Annotated in this window: 13 protein-coding genes; 2 read left to right on the forward strand and 11 right to left on the reverse strand. The window is 49.8% G+C overall.

What is annotated here, in order from left to right; all coding sequences use genetic code 11:
• Positions 1 to 4: 4 nt before the first annotated feature.
• The 11 genes from QUD54_RS02100 to QUD54_RS02150 form a co-directional block, all read right to left on the reverse strand.
• On the reverse strand, positions 5 to 433 hold the full coding sequence (locus tag QUD54_RS02100) for a hypothetical protein (protein WP_286337308.1): 429 nt from the start codon (positions 431 to 433) through the stop codon (positions 5 to 7).
• Positions 426 to 707 carry a DUF2018 family protein gene (locus QUD54_RS02105; RefSeq protein WP_286337309.1) on the reverse strand — a complete coding sequence of 94 codons (282 nt, stop codon included), beginning with the start codon at positions 705 to 707 and terminating at the stop codon, positions 426 to 428. The genes QUD54_RS02100 and QUD54_RS02105 overlap by 8 nt, the downstream gene beginning before the upstream one ends.
• A gap of 135 nt (positions 708 to 842) precedes the next feature.
• Positions 843 to 2792, reverse strand: a complete 1950-nt coding sequence (locus QUD54_RS02110; protein ID WP_286337310.1) for a GGDEF domain-containing phosphodiesterase — start codon at positions 2790 to 2792, stop codon at positions 843 to 845.
• Positions 2776 to 3321, reverse strand: a complete 546-nt coding sequence (locus QUD54_RS02115; RefSeq protein ID WP_286337311.1) for a hypothetical protein — start codon at positions 3319 to 3321, stop codon at positions 2776 to 2778. The genes QUD54_RS02110 and QUD54_RS02115 overlap by 17 nt, the downstream gene beginning before the upstream one ends.
• Positions 3321 to 5342, reverse strand: coding sequence for a TonB-dependent receptor plug domain-containing protein (locus QUD54_RS02120; RefSeq protein ID WP_286337312.1), 2022 nt, complete (start codon positions 5340 to 5342; stop codon positions 3321 to 3323). Before QUD54_RS02120 ends, QUD54_RS02115 begins: the two co-directional genes overlap by 1 nt.
• On the reverse strand, positions 5339 to 5920 hold the full coding sequence (locus tag QUD54_RS02125) for a GNAT family N-acyltransferase (protein WP_286337313.1): 582 nt from the start codon (positions 5918 to 5920) through the stop codon (positions 5339 to 5341). Before QUD54_RS02125 ends, QUD54_RS02120 begins: the two co-directional genes overlap by 4 nt.
• Before the next feature lie 90 nt (positions 5921 to 6010).
• A complete protein-coding gene (locus QUD54_RS02130; RefSeq protein ID WP_286337314.1) occupies positions 6011 to 9115 on the reverse strand; it encodes an efflux RND transporter permease subunit in 3105 nt (1034 codons plus the stop codon).
• A gap of 12 nt (positions 9116 to 9127) precedes the next feature.
• Positions 9128 to 9415, reverse strand: a complete 288-nt coding sequence (locus tag QUD54_RS02135; RefSeq protein ID WP_286337315.1) for a hypothetical protein — start codon at positions 9413 to 9415, stop codon at positions 9128 to 9130.
• Positions 9412 to 10347: a 16S rRNA (cytosine(1402)-N(4))-methyltransferase RsmH gene (gene rsmH, locus QUD54_RS02140; protein ID WP_286337316.1), complete on the reverse strand. Its 936-nt coding sequence runs from the start codon at positions 10345 to 10347 to the stop codon at positions 9412 to 9414. The genes QUD54_RS02135 and rsmH overlap by 4 nt, the downstream gene beginning before the upstream one ends.
• Positions 10348 to 10381: 34 nt before the next feature.
• Positions 10382 to 11098 (reverse strand): DUF72 domain-containing protein, encoded by a 717-nt coding sequence (locus QUD54_RS02145; protein WP_286337317.1) that lies wholly within the window; start codon positions 11096 to 11098, stop codon positions 10382 to 10384.
• Positions 11095 to 12390, reverse strand: coding sequence for an adenosylmethionine--8-amino-7-oxononanoate transaminase (locus QUD54_RS02150; RefSeq protein WP_286337318.1), 1296 nt, complete (start codon positions 12388 to 12390; stop codon positions 11095 to 11097). Before QUD54_RS02150 ends, QUD54_RS02145 begins: the two co-directional genes overlap by 4 nt.
• Positions 12391 to 12575: 185 nt before the next feature.
• Here QUD54_RS02150 and QUD54_RS02155 point away from each other — a divergent pair, with 185 nt between their 5' ends.
• Together QUD54_RS02155 and ftsA are read left to right on the forward strand one after the other, a co-directional pair.
• Positions 12576 to 14048 (forward strand): peptidylprolyl isomerase, encoded by a 1473-nt coding sequence (locus tag QUD54_RS02155; RefSeq protein WP_286337319.1) that lies wholly within the window; start codon positions 12576 to 12578, stop codon positions 14046 to 14048.
• Positions 14045 to 15412: a cell division protein FtsA gene (gene ftsA / locus QUD54_RS02160; protein WP_286337320.1), complete on the forward strand. Its 1368-nt coding sequence runs from the start codon at positions 14045 to 14047 to the stop codon at positions 15410 to 15412. The genes QUD54_RS02155 and ftsA overlap by 4 nt, the downstream gene beginning before the upstream one ends.
• The last annotated feature ends 6 nt before the right edge of the window (positions 15413 to 15418 follow it).

A 15418-nucleotide genomic window follows, 5' to 3' on the forward strand; every position in this document is an offset into this window, starting at 1 on the left:
GCCTCTATTTCCCTCGCTCATACAAAATTTCACTCTTGCCGTAACTCTTGATCAAAAGATCGAAATAGGCCTCTTTTCTCTTTGCGTCGTACGCTTTGAATACCAAAAGCGCATAGGGGTTCTCCCCCTCCTTCGGCGACGCATCGTTCGGCTTTGAAAAAAGATCGATCCTGAAGCTGTCGAGCCGATATTTCGCGTACAAAAGCGGCTGGAAACGGCGGGAATCGTAAGCCACGTGCATCACGAGGCCCCCGTTTTGGTAAAGGGTCCAGCGAAAAGCGAGCGTATGCTCCTTCTCTTCCTCATAGACCGCAACCTTCTGGATCTGGTCTTTTTTCAAAACGAACGTTTCGAAATGGTCCCACCCTTCCTTCGTGCCCCCGAAGAGGAGCAAAGGAGAGAGCAGAAGTATCGAAAAGAGCGTTCTATTCATTCTGTGTCAGAATGTTCGCCGTCAATTCGATATATTTACTTGTTTTACACTCATCCAGTTCGGCCGACTGCGAAAAGGTACGTGTCTGGATCTCGCGTTCCATCGCCTCTTCGCCCATCTGCTCTTCGAGCATCATCTCCAAAAGACACATCCGCTCCACCATACGGTCGAGTTCGAGTTCTACCAGATTGCGGTTGGCATTGTAGACAATATCGAAAAACTTCTTTTTCGGCGAACCACCTGAAAAAATATCCTCTTCATCTTCAAACAACATCGTCGTTTCCCCCTATATACAGAATTCAGAATTAAAAATGCCTATTATACCACCGTTTTCTTAGAACTGACGTTACACTGCCATCCGTCAAACGAGAACGCATTGGATGCCATCTTTGAACGGAGAAAAAGTGAGTCACTTGGCGCCGCCACCCTTTTCAATCTCTTCCAGGGGCTTCGGCTCGTCGATATAATATCCCTGGATAATGTCGACACCAAGACGCTCCACCGTCTCGTAGATCATCTCGTTGCTGATGAACTCGGCCACGGTTTTGACCCCGAGTTTTTTCGCGAACAAGACGATCGTTTCGACGACGACCTGTATATTCTTGTCGGTATGAATATTTTTGATGAGCGAACCGTCGATCTTGATATAGTCCACTTTCAGTTTTACCAGATAGGCGAAATTGGAGTATCCCGTACCGAAATCGTCGATGGCGATTTGACACCCCATCTCTTTCATCGCCTCTACAAACGTCTCAACTTCGGGATAAAGCTCGATATTTTCACTCTCCAGAAGTTCGAAAACGATGCGGTTGGTTACATGATAGTGTTCGATTCTCTCTTTGATAAACGCCACCGTCTCTTCGTTCAGGATATCTTCGACGGAGAGGTTGATCGAAAAAGTCACATCCTTTTTATCGGCGAAGAAGGCGCAACTCTCTTCGACGATCCGCCGCGTCATCGCCGGGTAGTGATGGGTCTTTTGCGCAAGTGAAAGAAAAAACGAAGGCGGAACGACCGTGCCGTCCTCCGTGACGAGGCGCATCAACATCTCATACCCTTTGATCCTCTTTTTTCCGAGATCGTAGAGCGGCTGCGCATAGGGGTGGATACGCCCCTCGGCCAATGCTCTTTTAATCTCGCTCACCCAGTGGATATTCTCGCGGAAATTCTTCTCCATATTCCACTCCGAAGAGAAGATCATCAACGGTTTCCGCGCTTTTTTCGCCATTTTGTAGGCCATGTCCGCCTGTACGATCGTGGGAGGAAACTCTATCGTCGCCCCGATCGTGACGCGCAGGTCGATCAGTGTATCTTCGTAGAAGTATCTCTCCATTTCGATCGAATCCCTGACCTCTTTGATGAACTGCATCGCATCGCCGGCCGTGAACGCCTCTTTTTTAAGGACGACATACTCATCCGCCGATGTACGATAGACTTTGTCGAAATCCAGCTTCTCCAATTTCCGGGCGAACTGTTTCAAAACCTGGTCCCCCGCATCGTTACCGTAAAGATCGTTGATCTCCGTGAAATCGTCAATATTCACGATCGCCAGCAGTGCGGTATCGACCTGCAAAAGATCGTCCATCAGCGCCTTGCGGTTGGGAAGATCCGTCAGTGCATCGGTATAGAGCTGTTTCCAGAGCTCCGCCGTTTTCTCCTCGACTTTTTCATAGAGGATCTGGTTCATATTCCTCTGAAGATCCGTATAGGCACGGATATTCTTCTGCATCTTTTCGATCGCTTTTTCGATCTGCCTTATCTCACGTTCCCGGCTCTTCTCCCTAAAGACAACCGGATGTTTCACGTCGTAATTCGCCAGCGACGTGGCAAGCTTTTTAAGCGGTTTGAGACGTTTTCTGATCAGATAGACGAGCCCGAAATACATAAGCGCGAGCAGGGAGAGAAAAAGAAGAAGCATGCGGGTCAGTTCACGGGACATCTGCTGATAATGGAGGCTCGAATAGTAGAGTTCGAGCATCGCCATTCTCTCTTTGCCGTCCGGAGCGAAAACGGGGACCTCGACACGGAAAATCTCTCCGCTGGCATTCTCCTCTTCCGTTTTCACCGAATGGATCACTTTTCCGTTTCGTTTGAGAAAAACCGAGACGATATCTTTTTGCGTCATGATCTGATTCAGCGTCTCTTCGAGCCTGTCCTCCATTCCGAGATAAAGGTTCAAGCCGATCTGAGGGGCGAACATCTTCGCGATCAGCTCCGCTTTCTCTTTCTCGATGTCGAACAGAATCTTTTTACCGATATTTCCAAGGACAAAAAAGATGGAAAGGAGGGCGATGATGCCTCCGACCACGACATAGAGTGTGAGTGTCGATGTCAGCGATCTGTCAATTCGTTTGAACATCCATGAACCTTGCAATACTGTAGAGTGTCGAACTGAATCTCGGCCCTTTTTTCAGTGCGTCGCGATTGAGATAGATGACGGTGGAACGCTCGATCGTCAGGGCCAGAAGCGCCCCCGATTCCAAGTCGTTGAAATCATAGACAAAAACGGGGATTTTTTTCGAACTCCCTATCTCGACCGCATGTTTGAGTGATGTATCGTCCGCTTTCAGGAGATAGAGCGCATCGGTTCTATCCAGACGATCCAACGCTTCGTAAGAGGCCATTCTCACGACAAAACGGTACTCACCGATTCTGTGGTCGTGATAATGCTCTATCTTCCGAACGATTTTACGTGCCACAGCTTCATCTTCAGGCATATAGACGATGGTCAGAACCAAAGGCTTCTCTTTCTCTTTATTGTGAAGAAGCCCTTCTTGCAACATCAGAAGTTTTGGATAGATCCTGCTTTGGGCATCGATCAATAGGTCGTTGTAATCGTATCCCCACAGCGTCTGGATGAGAAGCAGGATAAACATAGAACGCCGCATCAAAAGCCCTTCGTCAAAGTGACAATGATTTTGCGACCTTCTTGAATAAAATCTTCATCGTAATTATAGGGAGGGGAAGGATACTTCACGGTCGCATCGAAAAGATTCTTCACAGACAACCGGAGTGTGAGATCGTTGGCATGAGCGTACCCGAATGTCATGTCGAGCGTCGCATAGGAATCAAGCTTCTCTCTGTAGTCGTACGTCGTGCGCTCCTTGCTGCCCACATATTTTCCAATCAGCGAAAAGTCGAAGGATTTATCGAACTGATGGATGTAATACCCTTTTGCCATATGCCTGGCACTATCGGACAGTGGATGGGATCCATTCTCTTTACCGTAAACGTAGGAGTAGTTGGCGTAAAGCGTATCGTGGAGTCCCAACGGTGCTCTGAACTCGAATTCGAACCCGTAAATATTGGTTTCGGAGCTGTTTAGATATATGTTGTCGTCATTGACATTGTCGATTTGATCACTGTTTTGCAGATAGAAAAGATTCAGTTGCAAAAAAGCGTCGACGCTGAATTTATGGATATAGGCGAGTTCGAAGGCGTTCACCACTTCCGGGTCGAGGTCGGGGTTTCCGATGCGGGCATGGTTGTTGATGGTGAAAAGTTCCTGCCAGGAAGGGGAGCGGCTCGAACGGCTGTAGATCGCTTTGTAGATATTTTTTCCATCCTGCTGATAGACAGCTGAAACCCGGGGATTGATCTCTGTCGAGATATCGGAAACTTTTTCGATGTTCAGACCGATCTGAAAAGACAAGGCATCGTCGTACTGGATCCTGTCCTGAAAGAAGAGGCGATAGGTATGCTGGCTCGAATTTGGTTCGATAAATGGTCGCGATTCCGAATAGTCGACAATCCCCGTTCCCGTCGATCTGTCTGTCGTTTTCGTGACGACTTTGTAGATCTCCGAATAATCGACATAGTACCCCATATTCAACCGGTGCCCCTCCAGCCCATCATATTCGGCATAAGCGGTTTGATAGAATTTTCTTATTTTCGCGACATGCTCTCCATAGAAACCGTTCTCGTATTCTATGCCGCCGGCGACGAAACCGGGAGGAATCAGTCTCGAAGAACTTTTGAATGCACTATCTTTCCAACCTGCTTTGACAAAAGCCCGCCACTCGTCCCAAAAGGGGTGATAGGAGATTTCGGCATAAGACAGAGGGAATTTGGCATGGTCATCTTTCGGCGGAAGCGCACCGTTGATCCCATAGGCACTGCCGCGCTCGTTGTAAAGCGTTCGGGCACGCAGTGTCACATCTTCGTAGTCGAGCTGTATGCCCAGTGAATAGTTTCTCATCCATAGTGGTGCCTCCCCGCGTTTGGAGAGTGCGGCATTGAGAGGGTCATGGGAGAGTGCATCGGGGCCTGCGGGAAGCATTTTGTCATCTTTTTGATAATAAAAATCGGTAAATAGATTGAACGATTCGCCTTTGTACGCTTTTGTAAATCCACCCATCACGTAGCCATAACCGCCGGCTTTCGCAACCACTCTGTCGGATGACGTTTCATCGTCGGTGGAATGCTCGGCATAGGTGATGACACGTATCGACCCGGCATAGGCGTTGTAACCGTCGCTGACGCTTCCCGGGCCGCGTGTCACTTCGATCCGCTTGATCATCTCGATCGGCATCGAAAGAAACGAACCGTAACTGTCGAAAAGTATATCGTTGACTTCGACACCGTCGACGAAAAGTTTGCTCTGGCCATAGGCATAAGGGTTGGATCCTCTGAAAACCGCGCGCTTGTTGTCCAAGTTGTCGGTGGCCATGTCGACACCCGGAACCAACTCCAGCGCTTCCTGAAGATTTGAAACACCGATTTTTTCGAGATCTTTGCCTGAAAACACCGTCACGATATAGGGCTGATACGACTCGTTCATTTTGACCGATTCGGCAAGCATCCCGACTCTCTTCATATCCTTTATGAGTTCCTGTGCCAAACCAGGAAGATCTTCGGAAGCCAAAAGCGGAAAACCCGCTAGAAGTACGGAAAGTATCACCCTTTTCACAATGTTGCCATCCCTTCACAAAGATCTCTGTTCGCTTCTCTCAACTGATCGGTCGACAGGAGTACGGGAAAGCGTTCTTTGCCGGCATAAAAAGCACTTTCCCCGATTATTTCATAGGGGAATCTATAGCGCTGCAGAAGGCGATAGAAGCGATCCTCCAACGACCCCATCGTATATTTCAGCCCAAGCTCCTTCATTTTATGACATAACATGATTTTAAACCTGGTAAAAATTTCCCTGCTCGCTTTCAAATTTCGACAATCGGGGCGAATGAATATACGTGAAATCTCTCCGAGATTCTGCGGATCGAGATCGAACGGGCTCAAATCGACATCCAGTGCATTCTGTGTAGGGTATCCGACGGGAGAGTGGTGGATAAGCCGAACGCACGAAGCAACCGCTCCTTTTTCGTCGAATGCAGCGAAATGGACGGCATAGGGGTCATATTCATCATTTTCGATCCCTTCAGGATAATCGTCCTTTTTATAGACGTTCAACTCTTCGCACGCGATGAAATATCTGAAACGGTATATTTTTTCCAAAAGTTTTTCATCGTGTACTTCAACAAACTGAAACATTCTCCCCTCTTCCGATTTATTTGATTTATTATCCCAAAAAACAGCTTAGTTTCGTTCATTTAAATCGACAAATAAACAATATTTTTTAACTTATGTGGACTTGACTCGATAAAGTATGGAAAACATGACCGGAACATAATAGAGATTCAGTATCGTCGCCCAGATCAGGCCGAAACCGAGCGTCACCGCCATCGGCTGAAGAATCAAGGCCTGGCCGGAAGCGAAAAACATCAGCGATGAAAGGCCCAGAACCGTCGTCAACGACGTTAGAAGAATCGGACGAAGCCGAAGTTTTGCACGCTCCAGAAGTTCATCGAGATTTCGCGTATGTTTGATGAAATCGATCATGATCAACCCATCGTTGACGACAACGCCTGAAAGCCCCACGATTCCGATGAGACTCGGCATCGTCAGGTTGATTCCCATCACCATATGCCCGACCAGTACCCCGAGAATGGAGAGCGGAATGGTCGAAAGGGTAATGAGTGGCAGTGTCACCGAATCGAACATCCAGACCAGTGCTACGAAAATCAGGAAAATCGCGATGATCGCCGACTGGATGATCTCCCGCTTGACGGTTCTGTTCTCTTTCTCTTCGCCTTTGATATCGACGGATATCCCCTCTTTTTCGAGCGCTCCAAAAACCGGCGCGAGCCGATCCATCACTTCGCCTGAAGTGATCAACTTTTTGTTCAAAGAGGCGTAAACCGTACTGACGCGTCTGCCGTCGACCTTGAAAATTTTCGCGAAACTCTTTCTGCGTTCGATCTCGACGATATCGGCCAGTTTCACCCACACCGGTTTCCCGGGAACCTGAAGTTCGAACCGTTCGAACCGCTCCAGACTCTCTTTGTCGATATCCTGCAACCTTATACGCACAAGCCCCTCGTCGTTGAACATCTTGCCGTACTCCCCTTCGAGGAAAAAGGGCTGCAGCGCCTGTGTCAGCGCCCCTTCCGTGAACCCGAGCCGCTGGCCGTAACGGTTGATGCGCAATTTCAGCTCGTCTTCCCCCGGCTTGGCGTCATCGGTGATATTTTCGACCCCTTCGATCTTTGCAAGTGCGGCTTCGACCTCTTTTAGTGCATTCGTCACCTTCTCTTGCGGACCGCCCAACGAGAGCTCGATATCGCTCTTGACGATTCCCGCCTGCGGAACGATGACATTGAGCTCTTTGAAAAGCGGCCCGTAGGCATCGCGTTTCCTCCTCAACGGTTCGACAAGTTTCTGGATCTGTGCCGCCACCTCCTGCGCCGAGCGGCGACGCATCATGTCACTGTCGTCATACTCCGGACTCAAATAGGGATTGAGATATTTGTCGAAGAAGTTTTGTGGAACCGGTTCGTGGAGATTGACGAAAACATGAAAGAGGTTGTCGGCGTGTTCGCCTTTGTTGTTGCTGTCGAGCTTGAGACCTATCACCGCCGTGATCGACGAGACATCCTCTTTGGAAAGGTTCTCGAACAGTACCTTTTCGAGCCGGGAAACAATCTTTTCGTTGTCTTCCAGGTCATTGTTGATATCGACTTCACCGTTGACATAGATCTGCGTCGTATCGAACTCCGGAAAGAGCTGAAAACGGCTCTGTTTCGCCAATATCCACGTCGCGAACACGATTGCACCGACCATCAGGGGGAGCGTAACATATTTGTGACGGATCAGCGGCCGGAGGATGGTTCGGTAAATTCGGTAGTTATTCTCCCAGAAGCGCTGCGTAAACCCCATCTCTTTGGTAGGTTTGAGCATATCTTTCGCATGCAGAGGAAGAAAATAGAACGCCTCGAAAAGCGAACTGAGCAGCAGAATCGTGATCATCACCGGCAGTACCTTGATGAACTCCCCCAGTTTGCCACTGAGCATCAGAAGCGGCAGGAAAGCGAAGACCGTCGTCATCGTCGCCGTCAATACGGCCGGAAACATCTCCACCGATCCTTTGATCGCAGCCTTTTTAGGCTCCATTCCCTCCTCGATATAGCGGTAGATGTTCTCCGCCACGACGATCGCTTCGTCCACCAGCATCCCCAGCGCGATCAACGCGCCGAGCAACGTCAGCATATTGAGGCTGTACCCCAGAATCTCCGAGGCCACGAGCCCGATCATGAAACTGACCGGAATACCGATCGCCACGACGAGTGCGATACGGGCATTGACGAAGAGCAGCATCGACAGAAAGACGAGCCCCAGCCCGAAGATGATGTTCGAAACGACGGTATTGAGACGGTTTTTGATCCAAACCGAGGTATCGGTATAGACATCGAACGTAAATTCGGGATACCTCTCCTCGTACGCTCGCAGAAGCCGTCGTATCTCTTTGGAGAGGGCGATCGCATTCCCCTCTTCCGATTTACTTACCGAAATGGAGACATTCTTGATCCCGTTGAAGTGAGAAATCTCCGTCGGCTCACTCAGCTGAAATTTCACCTCGGCGATATCTTTGAGTAAGATCGTTTTCCCGTCGATATGCAGCAATGTCTCTTCGAGTGCTTTGGCCTCTTTCTCCCCGTTGATCGTGCTGATAAAGAGATGGTTACCCCGCTGTTTGACGGCACCGATCGGAAAGATCGAAGCGATCTGCGAAAGTGTATTGACGACAGAACGCTTCGACAGGCCCAGCGCATCCACCTTTTCACTGTCGATAAAGATGTCGAGCTCGTCGTCGGCATCGCCGTAGATGACGATATCGCTCAGATCTTTGAAATTGGACAAATCGCTCTTGATCGCATCGGCGACTCTAAGAAGCTCTTTTTTCGGCTTTTGTGCCGCCACGGCGATGATGACGAGCGGAAAGTTCCGCTTGGCGATCTTCGCGATCGGCTCATCCATATCGGAAGGGAGGTCGCGCCGGATATTGGAGAGGATATCTTTGGCATCGTTTAGCGTCAGGTCGGGATCGTTCCCGGGCTTGATGTCGGCACCGATCGAAAAAGAGCCGTTTTTTATAACCGACTCGATCGTATCGATTTCACTCAGGTTTTTCAGGCCGTCTTCGATCGTGTGGACCGCCATCTTGTCCAGTAGGTCGGCGCTCGCCCCCGTATAGTGTCCCGTGATCGTCACCCGGTCGAGATTGCCCGGCGGAAAGATCTCTTTGGGAATGTTGATGTAGGCGAAAATGGAGAGGACAAAGAGAAAGATCAGGAAAATGTGGTTGAGAATCGGCTTTTCGATCGCGAATCGTATAAATTTTTCAATCATGGGTCAGAAACTTTAAAAGAGGGTATCGAGAATCTGGTTTTTCACCTTCAGCCCTTCGACTTTTCGGCTGAGAAGTTTGTTCTCTTCAAGAAGCGCCCCGTACTCCGTCTCGAGACGGTCGATGGCACGGCTTTGATAGTAGATCGAATTTCTCAAATAGATCTTCGGCAGTAAAAGGAGGAGTGCGATGAAAATAGAGATGATGACCAAGAGTAAAAACTGCCAGTCCGCCGTGCCGTCGTAAACGGTCTCGTCTATACTATCGGCAAGCTGCTGTTTCTCTTTAATCCTTTCACTCACGACATCTCTCCGAAAAATTGAAAACAGCGCAGTTTCGCACTTCTGCTTCTGGGATTTTCCCTGACTTCATCGGCTGAAGCGACAAAAGGCTTTCGGCTGAGCGCTCTGCCCAGGGCATGGTCGTTACCACACGTGCATCGAAACGCTTCCGGCGGACAGATGCAAGAGGTGCTCCACGCTTTGAAACGCTGTTTGACGAGCCTGTCTTCGAGCGAATGAAAAGTGATGAGCCCGACGACGGCCCCACGGGGCGGTTGCGCCTCCAGCGCATCCAAAAGCCTGACGATTTCGCCAAGTTCGTCGTTCACTTCGATGCGGATCGCCTGAAAGAGTGCCGTTGCGGGATTGTTTTTTCCCCGTTTCGGAATGACGCGTCCTAAAATCTCCGAGAGTTCGATACCGCTTTCGATCGGCTTTTTCGCCCGTGCATCGACGATGGCTTTCGCCGCCTTGCGCCAGGCCCTTTCCTCCCCAAACTCCCTGAAAATGCGCTCCAACTCATGCTGAGGATAGGTGTTGACCACATCGTATGCATTCAACTCCCCTTCCGGATTCATCCGCATATCGAGGTTTTCGGAGAGAAAACTGAATCCCCGCTCCTTTTTGTCCAGCTGCAGCGACGAGACGCCGAAGTCCGCGAGAATTCCGCAAACCGGAAGGTTCAACAACTGCGGCAGCAGGTCGGAAAATCTCCCCCGCCGCGCTTCGAACCGCTCTGCGAACCGTGCCAGACGCTTCGAGGCGAATGCGATCGCCTCGGGGTCCTGATCTATTCCGATCAGGCGGATATCGGGGAACTTTTTCAAAATCGCCTCGCTGTGGCCCCCGTATCCAAGCGTACAGTCGATGAAAACACCCTCTTTCGGCATCGCCTCGAAACAGTCGAGAACTTCATGCAAAAGTACGGGAATATGTGGGGTTTTTTCGTTCATTTCACCTCGGAGTTTTTGATGAATTATATCCTATTTAGAGCATCTGTTTGAGCGTCTTGGCATTCTGTACCGCAAACCCGCCGAAGTCGTTGTTAAAATAGACGAAAATATCTTTCAGCGTGCGTGAAGCCTCTTTCAGCCTCTCGGCCCACATCGACAACGTCGCATCGTCGTAGCTGCCCCCGTATCGCCCAGTCGGGCCGTGAAAACGGATATAGCCGAAATCGGCTGTCATCTCGAAGGGGGTCTCTCTCTTTCCGAAATCGTTGATACAGAGTGCCACGTTGTAGCTTTTTAGCAGATTGAAAACATCGTCCGTCAGCCAGCTTGCGTGACGAAACTCGACGGTATAGCGGTATCCGGAAGGCAGAATCTCAAGAAAATCCCGCAGCAGCGGAAGATCGAGATGCAAGGAAGGAGGCAGCTGAAAGAGGATCGAAGCGAGTTTGGGTTTGAGCGGTTTGACGAGATGAAGATAGCGGTAGAGCTCCTCTTTGACATCCGAAAGCTTTCGGTAATGGGTGATCCCGCGGTAGGCTTTCAGAGAAAAAAGAAACGCTTCCGGCGACATCTGCGCCCAATGCTCGGTTGTTTTGAGGCGCGGAAGATGGTAGAACGTGCTGTTGAGCTCAACCGTATCGAAATGCTTCATGTAAAACTCGAAAAAATGGCTCTTCGCAAGGCTCTCGGGATAGAAAAGACCACGCCAGTGTTCATAGTAGAACCCTGACGTTCCGACATGGATACTCATAGCGATTTCACCGCGTCATATGTTGTCTGGATCATATGGCGCATTTCTTCATATGAAATAATATAAGGAGGCATGAAGTAGAGCACGTTGCCCAGAGGACGAACGAATACGCCATGCTTCAGGCAATAATCGAAAATTTTCAGGTTGACCCGCTCCTGCGGTGGATACCCTTTCAGCTCCACGGCCGCGATCATGCCGGTCTGACGTACCTCTTCGACGTTGTCGAGTGCTTCAAACGGCTTCAGAAACTCCGCCATCCACTGCGCTTTCTCACGGTTTTGCCCGATCACGTTTTCGTTTTCGAAAATATCCAACACGGCGTTTGCACAGGCGCATCCGAGCGGATTGCCCGTATAGCTATGCGAATGGAGAAAGGCTTTGTACTCGAGATAATCACAATAGAAAGCGCCGTAGATCTCGTCGGACGTGAGTACGACGGCAAGCGGCATATAACCACCGGTCAACCCTTTCGACAGGCACATGAAATCGGGCGTTATTCCGGCCTGCTCACAGGCGAACATCGTACCGGTCCGGCCGAAACCGACGGCGATCTCGTCGGCGATAAAATGGATGCCATGACGTTCACAGAGCGTCTTTGCCAGCCGAAGATAAACGGGATGGTACATATGCATGTTTCCGGCACACTGCACCAGCGGTTCGAGGATCATCGCAGAAATCTCGCTCCCTCTCTCACGCAGAAGCGTTTCGAGCGCATCCGCCGCTTTGTGTGCAGCCGCTTCGCTCCTGTCTTCGGGTACCGGGGTCTGGATGGAACGGATCAGAATGGGTTCGTACGTCTTTTTGTAGAGTTCCACGTCTCCGACCGAAAGTGCTCCGATCGTCTCGCCATGGTAACTGTTGCTTAACGAGAGAAACAGTGGACGCGTCTCGCCGTTGTTGAGATGGGCGTGATAACTCATTTTCAACGCCACTTCGACCGCACTCGAACCGTTGTCGGCGAAAAAGAGTCTGTTCAGCGTACCCGGCGCGATTGCACAGAGCCTTTCGGCAAGCCTCACGGCTGGTTCATGGGTGAACCCTGCCAAAAGTACATGCTCAAGTGTCCGGGCCTGTTCGGACAGTTTTCCGGAAATGTATGGGTTGGCATGCCCGAAAAGATTGACCCACCAGCTGCTGATGCCGTCGATGTATCGATTCCCTTCGAAATCTTCGAGCCACACGCCTTGGGCTGATTTAACGGGAACGACGGGAAGGGTCTCGTGATCTTTCATCTGTGTGCATGGGTGCCAGATATGTGCCAGGTCCCGTGCCGTCATCTCACTGTTTTTCATTCTCTTTCCTTATAAAATTGTCAATAGATGTCAACTTTTCTGACACTTTGTAAATAATCGTGAAAATATCGGTAAATTCGGCTCTAACGCACCAAATTTAAACCGGAATTAATTTCGAATTCAATAAAATCATTAAAGCAATTATAGCGCATCTGCATGCGTAACTCTCTTTAGCAAGGCCTTTCATGATCAGCTGGATGCAAAAACACAGAAAATATCTTGTCATAACGATTTGGATCAGCACCATCGCATTCGTAGGTGCCGGTTTCGTCGGATGGGGAACCTACCAGTACGGCGGCAAGAGCAACAATGTCGCGAAAGTCGGCGACGTACCTGTCACGATGCAGGAGTTTCAGACGGCCTATGGGAATGTCTATCAACAGTACAACCAGGCGATGGGTGGCAAACTCGACGAAGCAACGGCCAAAAAGATGGGACTTCAGAAGCAGGTTCTTCAATCGCTCATCTATCAGGCGCTGCTCAAGAATTTCGCCAAAGAGCACAATATCGTCGTCAGCGACGAAGAGGTACAGCAGGCGATTCTCAATATCCCGGCTTTTCAGAAAAACGGCAGATTCGACAAATCGACCTATATCGCCGTTCTGCAAAGCATGCGCATGAAACCCAAGACTTTCGAGGCAAACCTCAAAAACGAAATTTTGCTGAACAAGACGCTTTCGCTCCTCAATCCCGGCATGGCACCGCTGGAGCTCGAAGCATTCGGATCCGCCATCTTCATGGCGGACAGATTGCGCTACAAAGTCTTCAGCGCCGAAGAGATCCAGGTCAGTTTCAGTGACGATGAATTGAAGCGCTACTGGGAAGAGCACAAGTCGGACTATATGACACCCAAACGTTACAAACTGGCAATTCTTTGGATTACTCCTTCGACTGAGCTTCCCGAAGAGCCTGCGATCGAAAGTTTCTACAAGGAGCACCGTACCGACTTCACCGACAGTGAAGGAAAGATACTCCCACTTGAAAAAGTGCGTGAAGAGGTTGTAGAGAAACTCCGCCTCAAAACTTCTAAGAAAGCTGCGCAGCTGGCGTATATCGACCTGAAAAAGGGTAAAAAAGCGGCAGAAGAGGAGAAAACGGTCGATGCCGGCGACACGATTTTTCCTGCCGAGGTATGGGAAGAGATCGAAGGGGCGCTACCTGGCACCGTCTTGAAACCCAAAATCGTAGGAGGGCGTTACGCCGTCATCAAAGTCATCGAAACGATTCTTCCACAACCCAAATCTTTCGAAAAGGCCTACGACGATGTCAAAGTGGACTATCTGTCAAAAAAACGGTTGGAACTTTTGCAAAAGATGGCGGAAAAAGCGAGTGCACAGCTTGATGATGCGCAACTTTCCGACTATGTGACGCGTGACAGTGTTGACAAGCTTCCACCGCTTACAAAGGAGGAGGCTGCGGCATTCCTTCAGAAGCTCTTCTCGACAAACAGACCAAATGGAGCGATACTGCTTGACAACAAAGCTGTCAGTTACTCAATAGTGGAACAGAAGTTGCTTAATTCTGACAAGCTGGAACAGCATAAAACGTTCATCGAAGAGAATGCGAAAAAGATGAAGTCGAATCTGCTGCAAAGCAACCTGATCGATCGCCTGCAGCAGAAATATACGATTGAAATATATCTAAAGGAAACCGAGTGAGCAGACCACTCCTTGCCATTGACATCGGATCGAGCAAAATCAGTGTCGTTATCGCGGAACAGAAAAACGATACGATTCATGTCATAGGTTCGGGTGTCGCGAAATCTCAGGGCGTTCGCAAAGGTACCATCACCAACATCGAGCTCACATCCCGTTCGATCCGTCAGGCACTCGGCGACGCCAAACGGGTCGCCGGCACCGTCGCCTCGAAAGCGATCATCTCCATCTCGGGCGCCTATACACGTTCGATCAACAGTTCCGGGATCGTCAACATCCCGCAACAGGAGATCGGGATCAAAGAGATCAACCGTGTCATGCAGACGGCACTCTACAACGCCAACATTCCCAACGAGTACGAGGTGCTGCATGTTCTTCCCTACAACTTCAAAGTGGACGAGCAGGAGTTCATAGAAGACCCGTTCGGGATGAATGCAAGCCGCCTCGAGGTTGACACCCACATTATCACGACACAGAAATCGAACCTGAGCAATCTCAAAAAATCGGTCAAGTCAGCGGGAATCGATATCGAAAATGTTGTCCTTTCGGGTTACGCCTCTGCGATCTCCGTGCTCAACGAAGATGAAAAAGAGCTCGGTGTCTGTGTTATCGATATGGGCGGCTCCACCTGCGAAATGGTGATACACTCTGGAAACTCGATCCGATTCAACTCTTTTCTGGCCGTCGGTTCGAACCACATCACCAACGACCTTTCGATGGCGCTGCATACACCGCTCAATGTCGCCGAAAAGATAAAGCTCGAATATGGGTCGTTGAAAACGCCATCCAACGAGCTGATCGAGATCCCCGTCATCGGAGACGAGAACGAAAACCACGAAATCTCTCTTGAAATAGTCTACAACGTCATTCAGGCACGCGTGCAGGAGACACTGATGATTCTGGCCAAAGAGCTGGAAAAGAGCAATCTGAAAGAGCAGATCGGTGCTGGGATCGTGCTGACAGGTGGCATGACCAAACTCGAAGGAATCAGGGAATTGGCAATGGCGATCTTCGACAATATGCCGGTGCGTATCGCCAGGCCACGCCACGTAGAAGGCGATTTCGAACCGCTCGACGATCCGGCTTTCGCAACGGTTATGGGCCTTTTGGAGTACGGAGCCGGTGCCTATACACAGTATGAAATCGACTCGAACCGGAAAATGCTTCATAAAAAAGAACCTGTTACATCCGACGAGGGAGATATGCACGACATTTCGCTGACCTCGAAGGATAAAGAGCCCCTCGACCAGAACCTGAAAAACGGCGATATCAAGCAGACGCTGGCCCAGGTCGCCCAGGAAGAGAACAGAGAGAGCATAGGACAAAAGATAAAGAAACTGTGGCACTGGATGACACAGATATTTTAAAAATTA

This window comes from Hydrogenimonas cancrithermarum, assembly GCF_030296055.1.
GTDB classification, from domain to species: Bacteria; Campylobacterota; Campylobacteria; order Campylobacterales; family Hydrogenimonadaceae; genus Hydrogenimonas; species Hydrogenimonas cancrithermarum.